Genomic DNA, 22679 nt, shown 5'->3' with positions numbered 1-22679 from the left:
CCGGGGGCGTGCGATGGGGCGGGGCGAGGGGATATGCGTGTACCACCGAATCCTGAATGGGAAAGAGACGATGAATCAGGTTCACTGTACGTTGACGGTGTTTGTCATGGTCGTACTTGGGGCATTTGCCGGTGAGGATGCCTCGCCGTTCGTGTCATCACCTCCGCGAACGCACACGGAGTGCATAACGGCGCCTCATGCGGTCTATGTTGTGGACGTTGGCGGGTATCTTGACATGGACAATACGATGACGCGCAGCCACGCCGGCCGCGCGATCGCGTTTCAGAACAATGTGTCGCTCACGATCGCCAATACGGGCGGGGAGACCGTGCGCCACCCCCGCATAATTGCCAACGGCAAACGCCGGTGGGCCACCATCGACGAAATGCTGGCCGAGTTCACGGAAGGCGCGCGCACGCCCCAGGAAAAGGTCTATTTGATCTGGGAGAACATGCGCCAGAACATGCACCACGACGAACCCATCATGAAAGAGGATCTGCACGATCCGGTGCGGCTTTTGAACATCTACGGCGCCGGACTCTGCGACGACGCGGGCGCTTGCGGGGCGGTGCTTTTCGACCATGCCGGTTTCACGGCCGAGCGCGTTGGGGCGGACCCGTTTGTGCGCAGCCTTCACGGGCACATGCAGTGCGAGGTGTTCGTCGAGGGCGCTTACCAGTTCATGGATATTGACCAGGACTGCTTCTTCCTCGATCGCGAGAACGGCAGGCCTGTGAGCGGCGACGAGTGCGTCCGCGACCACGACCTCGTCAAGCGCGAGTCGGCTTACGGGCCGGAATTGCCGCCTTGGGAGTCGGTGCAGACGAACGCCGCGCTGTTTGGCGTGGACGATGACCGCACGGGCATGGGGAGCCGCGGCCACCGCATGGAGTACGTGCTGCGTCCCGGGGAGCGTATGGTGTTTCGTTGGGACAACATTGGCAAGCGCGCGTACGAGTCATCGAAGAACCCTCTCCGGTATTTCGGCAACTCGAAGTTGGTGTATGAGCCGCGGCTCGATGCGTCGGCGCCGCGGTTTCTCGATGCGTTTGAGGGGTTCGAGGCCAGGGATGGCGCGCTGGCCGTTGTGGGACCTTCGGCTTCGTTAACCATCAGAACGGAGACGTGTTACACAATCTGCGGGGGTTTGCTGCGGGCGCTTGTCGAGGGCGCTTCCGAAGAGGGCCGTTGCAGCGTGAGCATCTCTCCTAACAATGAGCCGTTACAAGCGGTGTGGGAGGGTGCTCCGGGCGGGCGGACGCCGCTGAGCATTGCCCTCGACGATGCCCTGGGAGTCCATGGAAATCCGCCCAGGCGGCAGTACATGGTCCAGATTCTGTTGGAGAATGCCGTGGGAGCGAAGCTCAGCGGTATCGTGCTGGAAACCGATCTCGTGGCGTCACCCCTGGCGCTTCCCCGGCTGAATGTGGGCCCGAACCATGTCGAGTACACCGACGAGACAGAAGGGCCTCGCGAGGTCACGGTGACTCATGAATGGGTTGAATGCGAGGGTGAGCGTCCGCCCGAGCCGCCCGCGGCGCCCGAGGCGCCGTTGCCGGGCACGGAGGCGGCCGAGACGTTCGTGACGTTCAAATGGCCCGCGGCCGAGGGATGCGACGCCTATTGGATCCGCCTCAGCCGCCGTGAAGATTGCGCGTATCCCTACCGTCCGAACTACGACGTGGTCGTCACGTCCAACGAATACACGGTCCGCCAGCCGGGCATGTTCAATCCCGGCGAGGTCTATTATTGGCGCGTGCGGCCCCGGTCGGCTGCGGGGGTGTGGGGCGCATGGAGCCCGGTATGGCGGTTCACGTGGAAAGGCCCTATGGCGCCGCGGAATCCGAGTTTTCGTGTCGATGGGCAGACCATCATGCTTGTGTGGGAACCCAATCCAAACGGCGAGCGGCCCGTGCAATATGAGGTTTACGGCAGCGACGAGCGGGGGTTCACGGGGTGTAAGGATGCGCATGAAGTGCTTGGACGCGGTGCGGTCCCGGGCAATCTTGCGGGCGTCACGCCCGATACCGCGATGGTGGTCGTCTCTCCGGACGTGGAGGGGGCCAATATGAACTGCGGGTACTACCGCGTGGCGGCGGTGGATGCGCAAGGGGTGGCGAGTGCCGCTTCCGAGCTGGTCGAATTGCCCAGGCCGTTTGTCTACACGAGGCCCGTGACCAAGGCGACGGCGGGATCTGCGTACCGGTGCGAGATCAAGACACTCAAGAGTTTGGGGGATTTGCAGTCACGCTATACCAGCCCGCGCATGGCGTTTCGCGAAGCCGAGACGTACTCGTTTGTGCTTGAGAACGGTCCGCCGTGGCTTCGGTGCGGGGAAACCAGCGGTGTCCTGCAGGGCATCCCGGGGCCGCAAGACGTGGGCGAGCACGAGGTCGTGGTAGGCATTGCTGCCACTTACCCCGAGGAAGTTTCAGAAGCGGAGGACCCTAACGGCTATTTCCAGAAGCGCCGCACGAAGCCCCAGTACAGAGTTGCCGGGTCGCACCGCTTTGTCCTGCAGACGGTCAATGCCGGCGAGTGACACGAGCGCGCGGGCAATTGTGCGGTCATTGCCGCTGCTGCGCGGGTTGTGTTTCGGGGGCAGTCTGTTTGGCGGTCTGGCCGGCCGGGTGGGCGTCTTTCAGGACGACCGTGAACCGCGACCCTTCGCCGGGTTCGCTCTCGACCTTCACATTTCCTTCGTACAGGAGCACGAGTTTCTTGACGATCGATAGCCCCAGGCCGCTGCCCAGGATGCCCGAGGTGCCGGCATTCTTGATACGGACGAAATCCTTGAACAGCTTGGCGGCTTCTTCTTTGGATATCCCGATGCCGGTGTCTTTGACGGCAATGGTGATGCCGCCGTCATCTCGAGTGAAATAGACGTCGACGCGGCCGTTGTCTTTGTTGTACTTGACGGCATTAGAGACCAGGTTGTTGAGAATGATCTCGATTTCGGCGTTGTCGGCCCACAGGGGGAAATCGCCGTCGGCATGCAGTTGCATCTCAATGCTGCGGGCCTTGGCGTCGGGGGTCATGGTTTCGATGGCCCTCAAGGCGAGGCGGCGCACGTCTACGCGCTCGATGTCACGCTTTTTCTGGCCCGATTCGATGCGCGTGAGATCGAGGAGGTCGCCAATCATTTTGCGCATGCCGTGGATCCGGTCCAGGCAGCGATAGACAATCTGTGCGACGACTTCGGGCCTGTCATTCACAGTTCCGTCGTGCAGGACGTTCAAGTAGCCTTCGACCGCATTGATGGGGGCCTTGAGTTCGTGTGCCAGGACGGAGATAAACTGGAAACGCACCTGGCGCTTTTCCTGGGCCAGTTTTCGGGCGTGCCGCGCCACCATGAGTTGCTTCGATGCTTTTGTGACGGTATTTTTCAGTTCCGTCGGGGTGAACGGTTTCGCGAGAAAATCGTAAGCCCCTTGTTTAGTTGCCCGAACGGCCGTTTCGATCGAGGCATAGGCCGTGATCATGACGGTGAGGGTCTCGATATCTTTCTTGTGAAGCTCTTGAAGGACATCCAGCCCGCTGATGCCCGGAAGCTTGAGGTCCAGCAGGAGAATCTGGGGAGGGGCCGTGTTGATCTTCTGCAGCGCTTCCTCGCCGGACTCTGCTTGGTCCACCTCGAACCGGACGGATTCATCGACGTCAGGTATGTCGACGCTAAAATCGCGCAACGCACGGGCGACTCCCATACGCATTCCCATTTCATCGTCGCAAACGAGGAGTTTCAGTGTCTCCATTTTGCCCCCTTCGTCCGGTGTTTTCGCTTGTATGTGAGGAACGCACAGGTCAATCGCGGCTGTAAACGCCTTTACATTGGTTTCGGGCACGCGTTTTCTCGATTTCGTGTGCGCCCGTTAACGGACCAGTCGTTTGATTTCGCGCTGGAGCTGCTCGAAGCGGACGGGCTTGTCGAGGAGCGCGTCGGCCTTGATCCATGCCCGCTCTTCGTCCGTGGCGGCATCGAACTCCATGCCGGTTTCACTGGTGACGCCTGTGCAGATGACCACAGGGCAACCCGGATAGACGTTCTTGATTTCCCGGCACAGGGTAAACCCCGCGTCCATTTCCTCCATCATGAGGTCGATCACGGCCATATCGGGTTTGTTGGTTCGAAGGAGCTTGCGGGCTTCTTTCGAGCCGCCCGCTGTGATCACGGCGTATCCCGCGGCTTCCAGCTGGACTTTCTGCTGGAACAGAAAGTCCTCATCGTCGTCCACTACCAAGATGGTCTTTTTTTCGTCGTTCATCACGTTATCCCGTCTATGTGAAGCGCCGCTGCCGGCGCTGGTTGAGTTCGCGTGTGCCGGGTCCGTAGCCACATAGGTACTAGCATACAATATCTTGGGCCTTAAAATAACGTTGCGGGGCTCGACACGGCGGCGGTTCAGGCGCCCAACAGCTCCTCGTTGTTTTGGGAAGCCATGTCCCCGGCCGTTGCCGTTACGCTGAAGCCCTGGGCGTGTCTGGGCAGCGAAACCGTAAAAGTCGTTCCCGTGGGTCCTTTGGCCGGGTCGGAATTCGACTCGACCTGGATATCGCCCCGATGCATCTTGACGATGCCGTACGTAACGGCGAGACCCAGTCCGGTTCCCACCCCTAACTGTTTAGTGGTAAAGAACGGGTCGAAGATTCGCGAGAGGTTCTCTTTTGGAATTCCCGTGCCGCTGTCGATGATACTGAAGTGCACACGGGTGTCGTCGCCGGTGATGCGTATGACGAGCGTTCCGCCGTCCGGCATCGCCGCCACGGCGTTGCCGACCAGATTCGTGAGCACCTGAGTCATCTGGTCGCGGTCGATATCGGCCATAGGATCGGTGAGTTCCCGCTCAAACCGCACCTCGACATTGTCGGGAATGCCGTTGGCCCTCAAGACGCGCTCGATCACGTCGCAGATGTCGGCCGATTCGAAGATGACCTGATTCTGGCGGGCGAAATTCAGCAGTCCTGCCACGATCTTCTTACAGCGGTCGGCGTGTTCCGAGATCATGGAGAGATCTTCCGTCATTTGAGGGTTATTGCCGAACTCGTCCTTCATGATGTGTGCATACATGAGGACGATGCCGAGAGGGTTATTCAGCTCATGGGCGATGCCCGCGGCGAGTTGCCCCATGCTGGCCAGTTTTTCGGACTGCATGAGGGCGGAACGCGCCTCCGCGAGCTTTTCATTCGAGACATTGAGGTCGTGGACGGTTGTCGCGAGCTGGTCAATGGTGTGGGGCAAGCACATCTCGGTTTCGGCCAGGCCCTTGTAGATTGCGATGGCATGTTCGCGGCATGTCTCGTACCCGCACGCGCCGCAATTCAATTCGTCGCCGGGCGAGAACTTCCCCATGTTCTTCATGATCTCCCTCAGTTCGGATTCCGAGGGTATGGGGATGCGTTGATCGTCCGGTGTGTAGGTACGGCTGAGATCCAGCGTGTTGAATTCCCGCATTGCGGCCGACCACTGGGCTTCGTCGATTCGCGCCGTGCGGCGCTGGACATGCCGGCTGACACGGCACCGGCGGACGTATTGAGGCTCCTGGCTTGTGGTGCCGGGCCCCATGATGCATCCCTTGCATGCGAGCGTTTCGAGCAGCCGCACGTCAAAGTATCCGGCTGCGAACTCGCTGATAGCTTCCGGGAAATCTATGCGGCCGTCGGCGACGGCGACGTTGCCTTCCACGAGGTTTTCGGAGATGCCCGCGGCTTGAAGCAGGCCCCGGCTGATGGGAAACAGGGCGCCGTACCGCGCATGGGGCAGATCAAACTCGCTTGGCTCGACCGATTCTGGCGTGATGTTGCGCCGGGTGAGCATGGCGCGCAACTCGGTGAACGTCAGGGCGCTCTGCACATCGTCGGGCAATTCCTCGCTGGCAATTTCCCCTTTCTTGGCGATGCAGGGGCCGATGAATACGACTTTGAGCCCGTTTCCGTGCCGTTGATGCAACATGCGCGCCGTGGCGATCATTGGGGAAACGATGGGGGCGAGGGAATCCACCAACTGCGGTTGATAACGTTGCACAAACGCCACGATAGCGGGGCACGTGGTGGCGATGAAGCGCTTATTTGCGTTCGAGTCGATCAGCTTGCGGTAGCGGTCCGCCACGAGGTCGGCTCCGAACGAAACCTCCACAACGTAGTCGAAACCCAATGCCCGCACCATACCGACGACCATTTCGTAACTGCATTCGGTGAATTCCACAGGGAAACTCGGGGCGATGATGGCGGCAACGGGCGAGTCGCCCTCGAGCAGGTCCTCGACTTCTTTCGTCGAGTCGAGAACCCGTTTTGCGTTTTGGCTGCAGACCCGCACGCAGTTGCCGCAACCGATGCAGCGCCCGGAAATGACCTCGGCTTGCCCCTCGGCGATGCGGATAGCTCTTGCGGGGCACTCGCGTACACAGGTGAAGCAGACGCGGCACCGTTCTTTAACCGTCGTAACGAGCGGTATGTTTGCGGCGTTTCTCATGATCTTCCTTATACCATGACCGCACGCCTGGCATAGTGCGTGTGGAGAAGTTTGTGGCTCTTCTCGCCCAGCGGCGTGCCCAGAAACTCCTTATACAGGCGTTGTATGGCTGGGTTGCTATGGGACGTGCGCACCGGCTCGTCGCGATCTATCGCGTACAAGGCCTGCATGCGCGCCCGGATGGCGTCGGGGTTGGCGTTCAGGGGTTGTCCGCCGCCCGCGATGCAGCCGCCCCGGCAGGTCATGACTTCGATGAAATGGATGCCGTCGCGGCCGTTGCGGATTTCGTCGAGCAGCATGCGGGCGTTCTGGAGGCCGCTGACGACGGCTACGCCTATCTGCGTCCCGTTGATGTCGAGCTTCGCTTCCTTGCGGCCTTCGAACCCGCGCACCGCCTCGACCTTGAGATCGGCCAGTTCGCCGCCGGTGAGCAGATGGTATGCGGTCCGGACGGCTGCCTCCATGACGCCTCCGCTCGCGCCGAAGATCTTTCCCGCCGTGCTGCGTTCGCCGAACGGCGTATCGGCGCGTTCGGGTGCGAGGGACTGAAGATCCATGCCGCGCATCCGGATCACGCGGGCCAGTTCGCGGGTGGTCAGCACCGCGTCGATGTCGGGGATGCCTTTGCGGCCGTGTTCCGGTCTGCCCGCTTCGAATTTCTTGGCCACACAAGGCATGATGGCGACGCTGAAGATCTTGCCTGGGTCGACGCCTTCGCGCTCGGCGAAGAGAGACTTAATCACCGCGCCCATCATTTCCATGGGGCTCTTGCAGGTCGAGAGGTTCTCGATCATCTCGGGATAGAACTCTTCGACGAATTTGATCCATCCGGGGGAGCAACTTGTCATCATGGGAAGTTTGCCGCCGGTAGCAATGCGATGCGCCAGTTCCGAGGCTTCTTCCATGATGGTCAGGTCCGCGGAGAATCCGGTGTCGAACACGCGCGCGAACCCGAGCCTTCGCAGGGCCGCCACCAGCATGCCATCGACGTCCGCGCCGGGTTTGAGGCCGAATTCTTCGCCGAGGGTGACGGATACGCTGGGGGCGTGCTGCACCACGACCATTTTCTCGGGGTCGGCGATGGCGTTAAGCACCTCCTTGATGTAGCTCTGTTCGCGCAGCGCGCCGGTCGGACAGACCATGATGCACTGTCCGCAGTTGATGCAGCTGGAGACGTTAAGCCCTTCGCTGAACGCGGTGCCGACCATGGTTTTGCTGCCGCGTCCGACAAAGTCGATCGCCGCTACGCCTTGAATTTCCTCGCATACCCGGACGCACTTGCCGCACAGGATGCACTTGGCGGGGTCGCGAACGATGGAGGGGTTCGAAGAGTCGACGTGATATTCGTTCTTGCCGCCCGAGTAACGCCGCTCGCGCACGCCGAGCTCGTTGGCCAGACCCTGCAGCGAGCAGTTGCCGCTACGCACGCAATACAGGCAGTCGTCGGGGTGATTGGCAAGGAGCAGCTCGATGATGGTCTTGCGGGCACGCAGGGCGCGCGGGGAGTGGGTCTGTACTTTGATGCCCTCGCGCACGGGGTAGGCGCAGCTCGGTACCAGGGTGCGTTCGCCGTCCACTTCGACCACGCACATCCGGCATGCGCCGGTCGGAAACAGGTTTTCCATATGGCATAGCGTCGGTACGGAAATGCCGTTGCGCTTCAATGCGTCAAGCAGCATCTCGCCGTTTTTCGCCTCGATTCTGCGGTTATTCACTTCGATGGTGGCCATAGCTGTTCCTCAGTCCATTCTTACTGTCAGTCGGGTGTCTTCTTGTCAATACGATAAAGCGCCGGGCCTTCGTACCAGTCTTCGAAGGCGCTGGAGGAGAACACACTGATGGTTTGTTCGCTCTCACGGCGTTCACGGTCGATTTCATCGGCGCCGGGCACTTTCAAATGGACCGCGTGGGTGGGGCATACGTCCATGCAGGTGCCGCAACCGATGCACTTGTCTTCGATGATGTAATGGACTTTTCGCGGCACGCCCACGATGGCCCTCTCGATGGGACACCGTTGCGCGCACAAGTCGCAGCCGTCGCACAATTCCGGGTCGATCTCGAATGAGCGCAACTCCGGGCAGACGCCTGCGGGGCATCTGCGCTCGTAGATATGGGCTTCATACTCGTCCCGGAACCAGCGCAGGGTGCTGAGCACCGGATTGGGCGCGGTTTGGCCCAATCCGCACAGGCTGGTGTCTCGAATCACTTCCGCCGCGCGGTTAAGCATGATGACGCCCTTGAACCGTTCGAGGGCCTCGAACCTGGACTCGTTCTTGCGTCCTCGCGTGATGCGCTCGAGGATCTGGAGCATGCGCAAGGTTCCTTCGCGGCAGGGGATGCATTTCCCGCAGCTCTCCCGCTGGATGAACTCCATGAAGAACTTGGCCACGTCGACCATGCAGGTGTCTTCGTCCATGACCACGAGGCCGCCGGAACCCATCATGGCGCCGACCGTCTTGAGCGATTCGTAGTCGATGGCAATATCGAGGTGTTTTTCGGGTATGCAGCCGCCCGACGGGCCTCCGATCTGCACGGCCTTGAACTTCTTGCCATTGGGTATGCCGCCGCCGATATCGAACAGGACCTGGCGCAAGCTTGTGCCCATGGCGACTTCGACGAGGCCGGTCAGGGCAATCTTGCCCGAGAGCGCGAACACTTTGGTGCCCTTGCTGGTCGCGGTGCCGACGGCCGCGAACGCCTCGGCGCCGTTGTCCACGATAACGGGCACATTGGCGAGCGTCTCGACGTTGTTGATAATCGTGGGCTTATCAAACAGCCCGCGAACGGCCGGGAACGGGGGACGGGGCCTCGGCATGCCGCGTTTGCCCTCGATGCTGTTAATCAGGGCGGTTTCTTCGCCGCAGACGAAGGCCCCGGCGCCCATCTTGATGGCGATCTCCAGGCTGAATCCGCTGTCCTGGACGTTTTCACCGAGGAGACCGTAGGCTTTTGCCTCGGCGATGGCGTGTTTCAGGCGTTTGATGGCCAGGGGGTATTCGGCGCGGATGTAGACATAGGCCTTGGTCGCGCCGATGGCATATGCAGCGATGGCCATCCCCTCGAGAAGCCTGTGGGGGTCGCCTTCAATGACCGCGCGGTCCATGAATGCGCCTGGATCGCCTTCGTCGGCGTTGCAGACGACGTACTTCTTGTCGCTTTCGGCGGCCAGGGCGAATTTCCATTTCTTGCCTGTGGGGAATCCGCCGCCGCCACGCCCGCGAAGGCCGCTTTTTTCAACCGTGTCGCACACTTCCGGGGGCGTCATGGAATGAATGACCTTGGCCAGTGCCTTGTAGCCGCCGTGGGCGGCGTATTCCAGGATGTTTGATGGGTTAATGACGCCGCAGTTCTTGAGTACCCACCGCGTCTGCGGCGCGAAGAACGGATGGTCGGACAGTCTGTCCACGTTATGCCAGGGCAGGGCCCCGTTGGTGGTGAATTGTCCCATGACCATATCCGTGGGGATTTTGCCTGCCAGGACGCTTTCGAGAAGGGGTTTAACCTTGTCTTCGGTGACATGCTGAAAGGCTACACGGGCTTTGCCGGGCATGTGAATATCAACGATGGGCTCGACGGCGCAGAGGCCGATACAACCGACCTCGACGATCTCGGCGTCCATGTTGCGCAGTTTGAAGAAGGTGCGAATGGCGCTGAGGGTTTTTCCCGCGCCGGCGCCGAGGCCGCAGGTGCCGGCGCCCACATAGACCACGGGGCGGCCGAGTTGCTCGCGGCGCAGCATGGTCAGCTGCTTCTCATATGCGGCTTGCGTGGCGGCGTCGAGATTCCCTGCGCGCCCGCAGGCGTAGTCGAGGAGGGCTTTTTGCGCGTTCGTGGGGGCCGTTTCGGCATTACCGTTCGTTTTCATTTTCGACCTCTTCCCGGAGTTCGTCCAACAAGCCGCGGACCTTTTGAGGGGTCATATTGGCGTGGAACTCTCCGTTGATGCTGATCACGGGGGCGAGTCCGCATGCGCCGATGCATGCGACGACCTCCAGGCTGAACAGGCCGTCGCGGGTGGTTTTGCCGGGTTCGACTTTCAGTTCTTGCCGGACCGCATCAAGGACTTTCAGGGAACCTTTGACATGGCACGCGGTTCCCCGGCATACCTGAACGTGAAACCGCCCGAGCGGCTGAAACCGGAACTGGTTGTAAAACGTCGCCACGCCGTAAATCTTGCTTGCGGGCAGGTTCAGGTGCGCGCCCACTCCGGCGATGGCTTCTCTCGACAGATACCCGTGTGTGTCCTGGATCTCCTGCAACAGGGGGATCAGGGCATCGCGTCCCGCGCCGGGGTAGCGGTCCAAGATGTCTTGAATGTCCGGCTGGACGGCCGGCTGCTCCGTGCTCGTGTTCATGAATTGATTTCCTTTTCTGCCGCCTGTTGGCCGGCGAAAAACGCCACCTTCTCCAGCGACATGCTGAGGTCCAGATTCTCGATATAGACGTGCGGCGGCACCCAGACATGCGTGGGGGCGAAGTTGAGCAGTCCCACCACCCCTGCGCGGCACAGGCGCCGTGCGACGTCCTGCGCTGCTGCCGCCGGGACGGCGATGATGCCTATCCGGATACCTTCCCGCTCAACGATTTCTTCGAGCTGCTGCACGGGATAGCACCGGCAACCATGAATGACGCGGTTCACCTTGGCCGGGTCGTTGTCGAACGCCGCCACGATGGGAATCCGCGGGTTTTGCCGCGGGGAGAACGCCATCAATGCCCTGCCCAGGTTGCCGATGCCGACAAGGGCGACCCTCTGCGCGTCGGCGTGAGACAGGAATTCGCTGATGCTGGCTCCCAGTGCGGCCACGTCATAGCCCCGAACCGGACTGCCGGTATAGCCCGTGGCCATGACGTCGCGGCGCACCTGGGCCGCCGTACATCCGGACTTCGAAGCGAGTTCATGTGAGAAAACGTGGGCCTGGCCGGCGTCTTGCATGTCCAGTAAGACGCGGCGGTACACACTCAGTCTGGCCACAGTTTTATCGGAAATCACGGCGCCACCCCTTTGTAATCGGTGCTCTTGTGAACTTGTTCACATTGTGATTCGTTTCACAGAAACTATACCATCCGAGAAGCGGCGTTGTCAAGGAGAATCGTGACTTTCTATCACGATTTGTGCCGCAGTCCTAACTTCTTATATTTTAAGGGTTTATCAGAAGGTATCTGCGTTTCACGCCAGACATACGCAGCCTGAAGCCTCTCAGGCGAAAGCATGACGGGGAGGCATTTCACCCCAACGTTGAGGTTATCCGGGTTTGGCAAAGGCCGGCGTAGAAGAGATGTCGAAAGGGGCATCCAGAGGACCAGGAGAACCTTCGATAAGGGATTGGAAAACCAGTTGACAGGACTGACCTTCCGTCATAAAATGCGTTTGTGCATTTCATAGTGATCTGGGTCAATTGGTTCAGTAACTGGGAGGATTGATGACATGAAGAGAAGAGGATTTACCTTGATTGAGCTGTTGGTCGTGATTGCCATCATTGGGATCTTGGCTGCGATTCTGTTGCCGGCGTTGGCGCGTGCGCGTGAAGCGGCCCGCCGCGCGAGCTGCGCAAACAACCTGAAGCAGTTTGGTTTGATCTTCAAGATGTACGCGAACGAGAGCAAAGGCGAGAAATTTCCGCCCATGATGCTGTACCACGCGGGCTCCTACGACACCAACCCCGCGGCGGACAGCCAATATGCGAACTCGAACCACCTGTGGCCTCACTGCCCGTACTTGTATCCCGAGTACTGGACGGACGTGAACATTGCGCGGTGTCCGTCTGACGTGGGCGCCGACACGTGGGGTTACTGGGAGAATTATTACGTGGAACAACCGCTATATCCCGGAAGGTTCTGGAACATCTGTTACAACTACCTGGGCTGGGCGTTTCAGCCTCAGCACTACCTCCTTCCGGGTGTGGACGAGAACAAGTATCCGATGAACTGGGTGACGGATTTGCACCCGGACTTTTTGGGAATAGTCTCGAGTACGGGCCCCATGTTCAACGCGTTGACGGGTGGCCTGCCAGTAGCGTCGGTAGTGTCGGTGAACGATACCGGTTTCTGGAGTTCGTTGCATGAGGGCGACATCAGTCTCACCGATAACCAGACCGTATACCGTCTGCGCGAGGGCATCGAGCGGTTCTTCATCACGGACATCAACAATCCTTCTGGGAGCGCGAAAGCGTAGAGTCAGATTGCGGTGATGTGGGACACGGCCATCGTCGCGACGTCACCGATGTCGGACCACCGGCCTTCGTTCAATCATATTCCAGGCGGCGGGAATTCGCTGTTCATGGACGGTCACGTCGAATTCATCCGGTATCCGGGCAAGTTCCCCATCAATGCCACGTGGTCCCAGGTGATGACCCAGATGATGGTGGCGATGGATCCCTATGGTTGATAATCGCGCCGGTCTGGACACCCCAGCGGTTCTGGCGTGAAGGCGGAGTTCATAAAGACGAGATCGGGTGAATAGGAGTCCGGCCCGGGTTTGGTGCGTGCGGAAGGGGGAACCGCGACGCCGCCCGGGCCGGATTGTTTCGAAAAGGGCCGTTAGCCTTGCGGACGAGGGGGTGGGATGCAGTATACTGTGTCGGTGTTGGGCGTTAGTCTTCCAGTTAGGGGGCCGCAGCATGAGCGGGTCGCGTTTAAGTTCGGGGGCCATGAGGCCGGGCACGTTCCCGGCGAATCAGCACGAGGGGGCACTCCCCATGCATGACGCCGAGAACCATCTCTCGCCGAAACAGCGTGAAATTCGCGAGCGCGAGGAGCTTATTCTCGAGGTTGCCCGGGAGATGTTCTTCGACGAGGGCTATTACAACCTTACGATGGGCAAGATTGCCCAGCGGATCAACTGCGCCAAGGGCACGGTCTATCTCCATTTCCCGTGTAAAGAGGACATTATCGTGACGTTAGCCGAGCGCGCGCACGAGTCGCGGTACGCGATGTTCCAGCGGGCTATGGCGTTCGCGGGCCGGAGCCGCGAACAGATGCTGGCGTTCGCTATCGCGACCGAATACTTTTCGCGGCTCTACCCGGGGGATATTCAAATCACCCGGACCATTACCCGCTCGTTCCGCGAGAAGGTGTCTGCCGGCCGCGAGAAACGTTTCGAGGAGGTCGAGCAGCGCGTATTGAGTTATCTTGTGCGGCTGGCTGAGCAGGGCGTTGCCGACGGCGATTTGGTGTTGCAGCCGGGTATGACCGCCGGCACCGCCATCTATGGGTTGTGGGCCTTGGCCGACGGCGGGCATGGTATCATTCTGAGCGGTGTCTCTCTCGGCGGGCTCGGGATTCAGGATCCTTGGGGGAAGCTGCTCGCGTTTCTGAACCGGCTCTCCGACAGTATTGGATGGCGGCCGCTATCGTCTGAGTGGGACTATGACGCCACCATCGAACGGATAAAGCGGGAAGTGTTTTTTGAGGAGGCTCGAAGACTGGGGGAATTGCCTGCGGAGGAGTGATGCATTCCGGTTGCGGGATGTGTGCCTGCCAGGCCAGTGCGGCCCTTGGTTGGTCCGGCACAAGGCCGGAAGCTCCGCCCGGACCGCCCACAATCATTATTTGTGGGGGAGGGCGGCCGTCTTGACCCGTTCAGGGTCAACGTTTCCTGGAAAGGTTTGCGGCGGCACCGGCGCGTCTTCTACCATGTGGGTGGAGGGACGTTTATCATGCGAAAAGCCGAAGTGAACCGGCCGCCTTTTCCGCGGTCTGAGATGAGCCGCCGGCGATTTCTGGGAAGCGCGGCAGTCGGGGCGGCGGCGTTACACACCGCGGCTTACGCCCAGCCATCCGGCGGGAGGCCTTCGGGGAAGCCCAACGTGGTATTTGTGTTCGCCGATCAATGGCGCGCTCAGGCCACACCCTATTCGGGCGACCCGAATGTTGATGCGCCACACCTGGCCCAATTGGCTTCCGAGAGCGTGGATTTTGTCCGAGCAGTGTCGGGGTGCCCGGTGTGCACACCCTACCGCGCCAGTTTGATGACCGGGCAGTCCCCCCTGACCAATGGCGTGTTCATGAACGACGTGCCGCTGCCTGGCAATGCCGTCACGATTGCGGAGGCTTTCAAAGACGCCGGTTACGACACGGCGTATATTGGCAAATGGCATCTTGACGGACACGGCCGGTCCAGTTACATCCCCTGGGAGCGGCGGCAGGGGTGGGACTACTGGAAGGTCCTCGAGTGCACCCACAACTACAACGATTCGGCTTACTACGCCGATGCGGACCAGAAGCTTGTCTGGGAAGGTTACGACGCCATCGCGCAAACCCGTGATGCGCAGCAATACATCAAGGACCATGCCAACGGGCAGAGGCCCTTTATACTGTTCGTGTCGTGGGGGCCGCCCCATGAGCCTTATGAGACCGCTCCCGAGAAATACCGGCAACGGTTCCGGCCGGAAGACGTGGTCTTGCGGCCCAATGCTCCCGGGGAGGCTCAGGAGAAAGCCCGTGCCGGCCTGGCGGGATACTACGCGCACATTGCCGCGCTCGACGATTGCCTCGCTGACCTTGACCGGACGCTGACGGAGACCGGGATTGCTGAAGACACGGTGTTCGTGTTTACATCGGACCACGGCGACATGCATGGCTGCCATGGTCTGTGGAAGAAGCAGTGGCCCTACGAAGAGTCCATCCGCGTGCCGTTCTTGCTGCGGTATCCCGCTGTGCTCGGCAAGGAGGGGCGGGTGCTTGAAACGCCCATCGATGCGCCGGACATCATGCCCACGCTGCTCGGTCTGTGTGGCTTGCCCATTCCCGGCAGTGTAGAGGGTTTGGACTATTCGGGCCATATCCAGGGGGGACCGAATCCGGGCGATGGCGCGGCGGTGATCATGTGTCCGCAGCCGTTCGGGCAGGTTACGCGCAAACAGGGCGGCCGGGAATACCGAGGTATAGTCGACGGCCAATACACCTACGTCCGCGCTCTCGATGGGCCCTGGCTGCTGTTTGACAACGAGAACGACCCGTACCAGCTCAAGAACCTGTGTAACGAGCCGCCGGCGGCCGAGATTCAGGCAAGACTGGACGCGCAGTTGAACGCCAAGCTTGCCCAGCGGAGAGACGAATTCTTGCCCGGTCCCGTATATATCGAGCGTTTCGGCTACACCGTGGACGATTCGGGCACGGTGCCGTACAAGCCCTGACCCCGTGTTTTCGGCGTCACGCGGCGCGCGGGCGAGTATTCAAGGATAGACTTGGAAAGGAAATGGCGAATCCATGCACCGGATCTCATCAAGCGCGATGCTTGTGTTGATGGCTGGGATGGGGTGCGCGTTCGCAATGCAGGCGAGCGCGGGGGAAGATGAACCACTCGCGCGCATCGACTGGATGCAGAAAGCCTACGGTGACGGGCGCCACAATGCCTTCACGGACCTCACCCGGTGGAAAGACATGTACTACCTCTGCTTCCGCCACGGCGAGGATCACGGTTCCATGGATGGCGAGATACGCGTAATGCGCAGCCCAGACATGAAAACATGGGAACCTTGCGGGACGCTGAAGACTTTCGGCGATGATCGCGATCCGCATTTCGCCGTTACGGGGGAGCGGCTCTATGTGTACTTCGGCGTGTGGGACCTCGAACACGCCGAAGACCACGGCACTCCCAGCCGCCAGGACGTGCGCTCGCATTTCGCGTCGTCGGAGGATGGTCAGACGTGGTCGGACGTGCGAGGTGTTTACGAGCAGAAGTGGTGGCTGTGGCGCGTACGGCATCATGGCGGCGCCTTTTACTCGATAGCGTATTCTGCGTACCGTCCGCGGCCGCCGATGCGCGAATCGCGGCTGTTGCGGTCCGAAGACGGCCTCGCGTGGGAGCTGGTGAGTACCGTTACGACCGAGCGCATGAGCGGAGAAGCCGATATGTGGTTCGAGGACGACGGCTCGATGTGGCTGGTCACTCGTACTGGTGATGCGCCGGGCAACGCCTGGCTGCACCGGTCCGACCCGTCGAAACAAACCTGGACCGCGCACGATTTGGGCGAGTTGATTCACAGTCCCGCGATTGCGGAGTGGAAGGGCCGTTTTTTTGTCGCGGGCCGGGGCCGCAACGCGGATGGGGGGTATGTCACGCGTCTTTGGGAACTGTATCCGGATGAGTGCCGTGTGCGGCCATTGCTGACGCTCCCGAGCGGCGGGGACACGTCGTATCCCGGCTTGGTGGCGGACCCAGCGTCGCTGGACGCCGGGCAGCCGGCCTTCTTTATCAGCTGGTACTCGCAGCACGACCAGGAAAGCGAACCCAACCATACTAAGAGTACGGCGTCGGTATACGTGGCGCGGGTTATCGTTGAAAGGTGATTGCCGGGCTCCGATTGGCTGTGTCTTGCGCCCTTGGCCCTCTTGCCTGTTTTTTTCCTCCATGCCTAATCGCGGGATAAGAAAGCCCTCGCTGGAGGGATCTTATTTTCTCCATACAGACAAGAACGAACTCACACGGAGACACGGAGAACACGAAGATCGAGTCCTCCGAAACAAAATGAGACAGGAAGCATCACAGTGGATTGCGCGGCGGCGCTTCATCAAGATACGGGTCCCGAGTTGTTGGAAACAGTGTACGAAGCGGTTCCTGCACGCAATTTGGAGGCCTGGGATCTGCGCGAGGCACGCCAAGTTCCCATCCCCTTGAGCTTCACGGGATCCGGTTCGACGAAGGGTTTCGTGCAGACTTCATCGTGAAGGATGCCGTTCTTGTGGAACTCATATCCGTGGAGAAGGTCACAAAGGCGCACCGCAAGCTGGTGTTGACCTGTCTGCGGTTCACGCCACTCACCTTCAGCGAGGCTTTGATGAGTGACGGCATTTCCCGCATCATAAACGGAGAGGCCGAGTAGATTTCGCTTCGGCGCGGGCTTCATTTCCTCCGTGTCTCCGTGTGAGTTTCCCCAACCGTCGTGTTATTCGGCGATTTGGGCTCCATGCCGGTGCTTGAAATCCACCTCGGCCGGGGGGTATTCATGAAGGGAGCCGGCTGCGAAGAAACGGCTTGTCCGAAACGAAGCGAGGAACGAGCAGAGACGGGACTGGCCCGGTCTCAGGCTCCACTTTCCGAAAGGGGGTCTGCTGATGTTTGGCTCAACAATGACGCGACGGGATTTTATCGCGGCCTCGAGCGCGGGGTTGGCGGCGTGGGGCATGCCGCGCCGTGCTGCAGCCACGCCGAGGACGCCTGCCGACCGCCCGAATTTCGTGATCATCCTCGCCGATGACTGCGGCTACCGCGACGTCGGCTGTTTCGGCGCGGAAGGGTACGAAACGCCGAACCTGGACCGTATGGCAGCCGAAGGGGTGCGCTTCACGGACTTCTATTCGGCGGCGCCAACGTGCACGCCCTCGCGGGCCGCGCTCGTGACGGGATGTTATCCCACTCGCGTCGGGCTGCCGAACGTGCTGGACCATACCGCGAATATCGGCATAAACGACGGGGAGACCACCATTGCCGAGGTGCTCAAACCGCGCGGCTATGCCACGGCATGTTTCGGCAAATGGCATCTCGGGCATCATCCGAAGTTCTTGCCTGCGCGGCACGGCTTCGACGAATACTTCGGACTGCCCTACTCGAACGACATGTGGCCCCGGCACCCCACATACGACGCGTTCCCTGCCTTGCCCCTCATCCATAACGACGAAATCGTTCAATACAACCCCGACCAGCGCCAGCTCACGACCTGGTACACACGACATGCGGTGGATTTCATCACGGCCCACAAGGACGAGCCGTTCCTGGTCTATCTGGCCCACACGATGGCCCACGTGCCGCTGCATGTATCGGACAAGTTCGCCGGCAGGTCGAAGCAGGGCCTGTACGGCGACGTGCTCATGGAGATGGACTGGTCGGTAGGGGAGATATTGGCCACGTTGCGAGATCTCGGGCTCGACAGGAACACCCTGGCCGTGTTCATCTCGGATAATGGGCCGTGGCTGAGTTACGGGGATCATGCGGGTTCGGCCCTGCCCCTGCGGGAGGGCAAGGGAATGACCTTCGAGGGGGGACAGCGCGAGCCGTTCATCGCGCGGTGGCCGGGACAGATCCCCGCCGGGACCGTGTGCCGCGAGATGGGCGTCATGTTCGATCTGCTGCCCACGTTTGCCGGATTGGCGGGGGCGGCGCTGGACAATGCCCGCCGAATCGACGGGAAGAACATCTGGCCGCTGCTATCCGGAGAATCAGGCGCCAAAACGCCGCACGACGCCTTCTTCTATCACCGCGGCGCGAATCTCGAAGCTGTGCGGAGCGGCAAGTGGAAATTGCACATGCCCCACAAATATGGGAGCGTGGCTTCAAAAGGCGGCGGCGGATGGCCCGGCCCATACGAGACCAGGGAGATTGGATGGGCCCTGTTCGACCTCGATGCCGATATTGGCGAGACGACGAACGTCGCCGACAAGCATCCTGAGGTTGTGGAACGGCTCAAGAAATTGCTTGAGCAATTCCAGCAGGACATCAAGGACAACGCGCGGCCTTCCGGCCGCGTATAAGAGGAGAGCACCCGTGCGTGGGATGAAGAATCGTCAGGCGCCGGGAAGCATGGCGGGGTGTCTGGCAATGGCGCTTATCGGGAGCACTTTGGCGGCTGCAAGCGCCGCCGGTGCGGTCGAAGACGACGAATTCGCGCCGGAACAACTCGTCTATAAGACCATCGGCTACGTTACGCTGCGTCTGCACGTGTTCAAGCCCGAAGGCTGGAGAACCGGCGACAAGCGGCCGGCGATAATCTTCTTCTTTGGCGGCGGCTGGAAGTCAGGTTCGCCCGGGCAGTTCTACCCGCAAAGCGCTCATTACGCCGGACTTGGCATGGTCGCGTTTTCGGCAGAGTACCGCGTGAGATCCCGGCATGGCACCACTCCCTTCGAGTGCGTCGAGGACGGCAAATCGGCTGTGCGTTACCTGCGCGCCCACGCCGAAGACTTGGGCATCGACGCGGAACGCATCGTGGCAGGGGGCGGCTCGGCGGGCGGCCACGTGGCCGCATGCACGGGTGTCATCAAGGGGTTCGAGGCTGGCGACAACGCGGATGTGAGTTCGAAGCCCAACGCGATGATGTTGTTCAATCCGGTCCTCGACACGACTGGAAGAGAGCATGATATCGAAGAGATCAAGGGCCGCGAACGCGAACTGTCGCCGGTGCATCACGTCAAGGCCGGGGCGCCTCCCACGATTATTTTCCACGGTACGGAAGACATGACGGTGCCGTTCGAGAGCGCTCAACGGTTCTGTGAGGTAATGAAGTCGGCGGGCAACCGGTGCGAGCTTGTGCCCTTCGAGAGGGCTGGCCACGGATTCTTCAACTACAATCGCTCCCGGGAGGCTTTTGAAGCGACTCTCCGCGAGGGCGATGCTTTTCTGAAATCACTCGGATATCTGCCCGTAATGCGGGAAAAGTCTGAGGGAGAAAGGACCGAATGATGGCGCCTTCGGCACACAACAGGCGAGACTTTTTGCGGATGACGGGTATCTGCACCGCCGCCCTGGCACTGGGCGGACGAGCCCTCGCCGCGCCGCAGTCTGAACGGAGGCCTAACGTTATCCTGATAGTGACCGACGACCAGGGAACCATCGACCTCAACTGTTTCGGCGCGAAGGATCTGCACACGCCGAACCTCGACGCCTTGGCCGCGCGCGGGACTCGGTTTACCCAGTTTTATGTGGGCGCGCCAATATGTTCGCCGTCGCGTGCGGCACTTCTGACGGGGCGGTATCCGCAACGGGCGGGACTGGCGACCAATGCGCACGGCGAGACCGGCATGCCCGGAAACCAGGTGACCATCGCCGAAATGCTCAAGGGCGGGGGCTATCGCACGGGGATATTCGGGAAATGGCATCTGGGCGAGATGGAGGACCAGGCCCCGCTGTCGCAGGGGTTCGATGAGTTCTTCGGCCACAAGCTTGGCTGTATCGACAGCTACTCGCATTTCTTCTACTGGAGCGGCCCGAACCGCCACGACCTGTGGCGCAACAACGAGGTGGTGTGGCAGGAGGGCAAGTACTTCCCCGAACTGGTCGTGCGTGAAGCGCACCGCTTCCTCGAAGAGAACCAGCACTCCCCCTTCTTCCTGTACCTGCCCTTTAACGTGCCGCACTATCCCATGCAAGGCGAGGAAGAGTACCGCACGATGTATGCGGACCTTGAAGAACCCCGCAAAGCTTACGCGGCCTTTGTCTCGACCGTCGACGAGAAGATCGGTGCGGTCATTAACAAGGTGGACGCACTGGGGCTGCGCGAGAGCACGCTCATCATCTTCTTGAGCGACAACGGCCATTCCGTCGAGGAGCGCGCCAATTTCGGCGGAGGCGCCACGGGACCGTACCGCGGGCACAAGTTCACGCTCTGGGAGGGCGGGATTCGGGTGCCGTGCATCGTGTCCTGGCCGGGCACGATTCCCGAGGGCGAAGTGCGCGGCCAAGTGGCGGCAAGCATCGACTGGCTGCCCACCACTGCCCACTACTGCGGGGTTGCCGCGCCGGACCGTGTTCTCGATGGCAAAAACATTGCTGATGTGATCGCATCGGCGGATGCCGCGTCGCCGCACGGCGTGCTCTGCTGGCAAGTGGACAAACAGTGGGCTGTCCGCGAAGGCGATTGGAAACTCGTCGTGAACGGTCCCGCCTCGACCCGTAATGGCAACGAAATCCCCGCCCAGGAATTCTTCCTCTCGAATCTTGCTGAGGACCCCGGCGAATCCAGGAACCTGGCCGCGGAAAAGCCGGAAATCGTGGCGCGGCTTGCGCAGATTCACGAGAAATGGGTGGAGGACGTGCAGCGCCAATGAGAGAAGCGCCGCAAGGCATACGAGTAGAGGAGGCAGCATGAATCGTCGCGGGTTTCTACAATCCATGGGCGGCATGATTGCCGCGGGCGCGCTAGGGTGGCGAAGCGAGCCAACAGGCGCTGCTGAGCCGGCCGGGCGCCGGAAATGTCTCGCGTTGGATAGCCGGGTGATTGCCGAAACCATCAACGCGAAATTGACCGTGACGCCCGTGGCCAAGAGCAGTCGAAATCCTCTGTTTGCCGAGGATAAACCGTGGGAAGTCCGTTTCGATAACCTGTATGCCAACGTGCTCTTGGATGAGGACGACGGCCTTTACAAATGCTGGTACAGCCCCTTCATCCGCGACCCGGCGGTCATCGATACGCCGTTCGAGAAACGCGATGCGGTCCCGTACCGCCCCCATGACCGCGTGATGGGTGTCTGCTACGCCGAGTCCGAGGATGGCCTGTCATGGCGCAAACCGCTCATGGACATCCGGAAGTATGACGGCGAGCTCTCGAACATTGTCGAAATCGGTCCCCACGGGGCGGGGATATTCAAAGATACTCATGAGACCGAGCCGGCACGGCGTTTCAAGATGTTCTTCAACGAGAACCCCATGTCCGTCGCGTTTTCAGCCGACGGGCTGCATTGGGCGCCTCCCGTGAAGTGTCCGCAAATCGAGGCGGCGGGAGACACGCACAACAACGCGCTTTGGAGTCCGGAACTCGGCAAGTATGTCGGTTTGACCCGGTTGTGGGACAAGGTCCGGCAGGTTGGACGCACCGAGAGCCCCGATTTTCTCACGTGGACCAAGGCGCAGGTCGTTCTGGAGGGGCTCGAACCCCATCTGCAGACCTATGCCATGCCGGTGTTTCGCTATTGCGGGTGCTATCTCGGGCTGGTGGTCATTTTCAACACGGAAACCGACCGCGCCCACACCGAACTGGCCTGGAGCCCGGATACGCTGGCATGGCATCGCGTGGAGCCCGGCAAAGCCCTCATACCCAACGCGGAAACCGAGGGCGCATATGACTGGGGCTGCGTGTACCCCGCAGCATACCCCGTGTTTCTGAAAGACGAGGTTCGCCTCTATTACGGCGGGAGCAACGGCCCGCATACCAATTGGCGCGACGGCTTCTTCTGCCTTGCCACCTTGCGCCCGGACGGTTTTGCCGGATTCGAACCGGAGTCGTCAGACACGCCCGGCCTGGTGCGCACGCAACCGTTATCCATGACGCCGCCGCTGAAGGTCTCCGCGGATATACCGGACGGTGGCCGTATCGTAGTCGCTGCGCTCAACGGTGAAGGCAAGGAAATCGCCCACAGCAGGCCGATTGCCACATCCTGTACGGATGCCGAGGTCACATGGGAATCGGGGTTCGGCGCCCTGGAACCGTTGGCCCTGCAGTTCGAACTGGTCAAAGGAAAGCTCTACGCTTTCTCATACGCCGAACGCCCGGGCGCCTGACGC

At 60.8% G+C, this 22679-nt stretch carries 19 protein-coding genes; 12 read left to right on the top strand and 7 right to left on the bottom strand.

Annotated features, from left to right (window positions below):
* The first annotated feature begins 37 nt into the window (after positions 1–37).
* A complete protein-coding gene (locus tag PLJ71_09055) occupies positions 38–2542 on the top strand; it encodes a hypothetical protein (protein ID HQM48825.1) in 2505 nt (834 codons plus the stop codon).
* Between the two features lie 25 nt (positions 2543–2567).
* Here the strand turns inward: PLJ71_09055 and PLJ71_09050 are convergent, their stop codons facing one another.
* From PLJ71_09050 to PLJ71_09020, 7 genes are all read right to left on the bottom strand, one after another.
* Positions 2568–3752: an ATP-binding protein gene (locus PLJ71_09050; protein ID HQM48824.1), complete on the bottom strand. Its 1185-nt coding sequence runs from the start codon at positions 3750–3752 to the stop codon at positions 2568–2570.
* Positions 3753–3869: 117 nt separating this feature from the next.
* Positions 3870–4262 (bottom strand): response regulator, encoded by a 393-nt coding sequence (locus PLJ71_09045; GenBank protein HQM48823.1) that lies wholly within the window; start codon positions 4260–4262, stop codon positions 3870–3872.
* Positions 4263–4399: 137 nt separating this feature from the next.
* Positions 4400–6466 (bottom strand): [Fe-Fe] hydrogenase large subunit C-terminal domain-containing protein, encoded by a 2067-nt coding sequence (locus tag PLJ71_09040; protein ID HQM48822.1) that lies wholly within the window; start codon positions 6464–6466, stop codon positions 4400–4402.
* Positions 6467–6474: 8 nt separating this feature from the next.
* Positions 6475–8196: an NADH-dependent [FeFe] hydrogenase, group A6 gene (locus PLJ71_09035; GenBank protein HQM48821.1), complete on the bottom strand. Its 1722-nt coding sequence runs from the start codon at positions 8194–8196 to the stop codon at positions 6475–6477.
* 26 nt (positions 8197–8222) lie between these two features.
* Positions 8223–10331 (bottom strand): NADH-quinone oxidoreductase subunit NuoF, encoded by a 2109-nt coding sequence (locus PLJ71_09030; GenBank protein ID HQM48820.1) that lies wholly within the window; start codon positions 10329–10331, stop codon positions 8223–8225.
* Positions 10315–10821 (bottom strand): NADH-quinone oxidoreductase subunit NuoE, encoded by a 507-nt coding sequence (gene nuoE, locus PLJ71_09025; GenBank protein HQM48819.1) that lies wholly within the window; start codon positions 10819–10821, stop codon positions 10315–10317. Before nuoE ends, PLJ71_09030 begins: the two co-directional genes overlap by 17 nt.
* Positions 10818–11456: a redox-sensing transcriptional repressor Rex gene (locus tag PLJ71_09020; protein HQM48818.1), complete on the bottom strand. Its 639-nt coding sequence runs from the start codon at positions 11454–11456 to the stop codon at positions 10818–10820. Before PLJ71_09020 ends, nuoE begins: the two co-directional genes overlap by 4 nt.
* Before the next feature lie 435 nt (positions 11457–11891).
* On the opposite strand from PLJ71_09020, the gene PLJ71_09015 reads away from it, so the two are divergent.
* From PLJ71_09015 to PLJ71_08965, 11 genes are all read left to right on the top strand, one after another.
* Positions 11892–12638 carry a prepilin-type N-terminal cleavage/methylation domain-containing protein gene (locus tag PLJ71_09015; GenBank protein HQM48817.1) on the top strand — a complete coding sequence of 249 codons (747 nt, stop codon included), beginning with the start codon at positions 11892–11894 and terminating at the stop codon, positions 12636–12638.
* A 15-nt stretch (positions 12639–12653) separates the two neighbouring features.
* Entirely contained in the window at positions 12654–12851 is a 198-nt protein-coding gene (locus tag PLJ71_09010) for a hypothetical protein (protein ID HQM48816.1), read from the top strand.
* A 232-nt stretch (positions 12852–13083) separates the two neighbouring features.
* Entirely contained in the window at positions 13084–13914 is an 831-nt protein-coding gene (locus PLJ71_09005; protein HQM48815.1) for a TetR/AcrR family transcriptional regulator, read from the top strand.
* Between the two features lie 207 nt (positions 13915–14121).
* Positions 14122–15600 carry a sulfatase gene (locus tag PLJ71_09000; protein ID HQM48814.1) on the top strand — a complete coding sequence of 493 codons (1479 nt, stop codon included), beginning with the start codon at positions 14122–14124 and terminating at the stop codon, positions 15598–15600.
* A 73-nt stretch (positions 15601–15673) separates the two neighbouring features.
* The gene (locus tag PLJ71_08995; GenBank protein HQM48813.1) at positions 15674–16756 is read left to right on the top strand and encodes a sialidase family protein; all 1083 of its coding nucleotides are present in this window, start codon (positions 15674–15676) and stop codon (positions 16754–16756) included.
* Positions 16757–16954: 198 nt separating this feature from the next.
* On the top strand, positions 16955–17134 hold the full coding sequence (locus tag PLJ71_08990) for a GxxExxY protein (GenBank protein HQM48812.1): 180 nt from the start codon (positions 16955–16957) through the stop codon (positions 17132–17134).
* Positions 17131–17289, top strand: a complete 159-nt coding sequence (locus tag PLJ71_08985) for a hypothetical protein (protein ID HQM48811.1) — start codon at positions 17131–17133, stop codon at positions 17287–17289. The genes PLJ71_08990 and PLJ71_08985 overlap by 4 nt, the downstream gene beginning before the upstream one ends.
* Before the next feature lie 232 nt (positions 17290–17521).
* Positions 17522–18934 (top strand): sulfatase, encoded by a 1413-nt coding sequence (locus PLJ71_08980; protein HQM48810.1) that lies wholly within the window; start codon positions 17522–17524, stop codon positions 18932–18934.
* A gap of 22 nt (positions 18935–18956) precedes the next feature.
* Entirely contained in the window at positions 18957–19862 is a 906-nt protein-coding gene (locus tag PLJ71_08975; GenBank protein ID HQM48809.1) for an alpha/beta hydrolase, read from the top strand.
* Positions 19859–21226 carry a sulfatase-like hydrolase/transferase gene (locus PLJ71_08970; GenBank protein HQM48808.1) on the top strand — a complete coding sequence of 456 codons (1368 nt, stop codon included), beginning with the start codon at positions 19859–19861 and terminating at the stop codon, positions 21224–21226. Before PLJ71_08975 ends, PLJ71_08970 begins: the two co-directional genes overlap by 4 nt.
* A 37-nt stretch (positions 21227–21263) precedes the next feature.
* The gene (locus tag PLJ71_08965; protein HQM48807.1) at positions 21264–22676 is read left to right on the top strand and encodes a hypothetical protein; all 1413 of its coding nucleotides are present in this window, start codon (positions 21264–21266) and stop codon (positions 22674–22676) included.
* Positions 22677–22679 lie beyond the last annotated feature (3 nt).

This window comes from Candidatus Hydrogenedentota bacterium, from assembly GCA_035416745.1.
Taxonomy (GTDB): Bacteria; Hydrogenedentota; Hydrogenedentia; order Hydrogenedentales; family SLHB01; genus UBA2224.
This window is presented reverse-complemented; position numbering and strand designations above follow the sequence as displayed.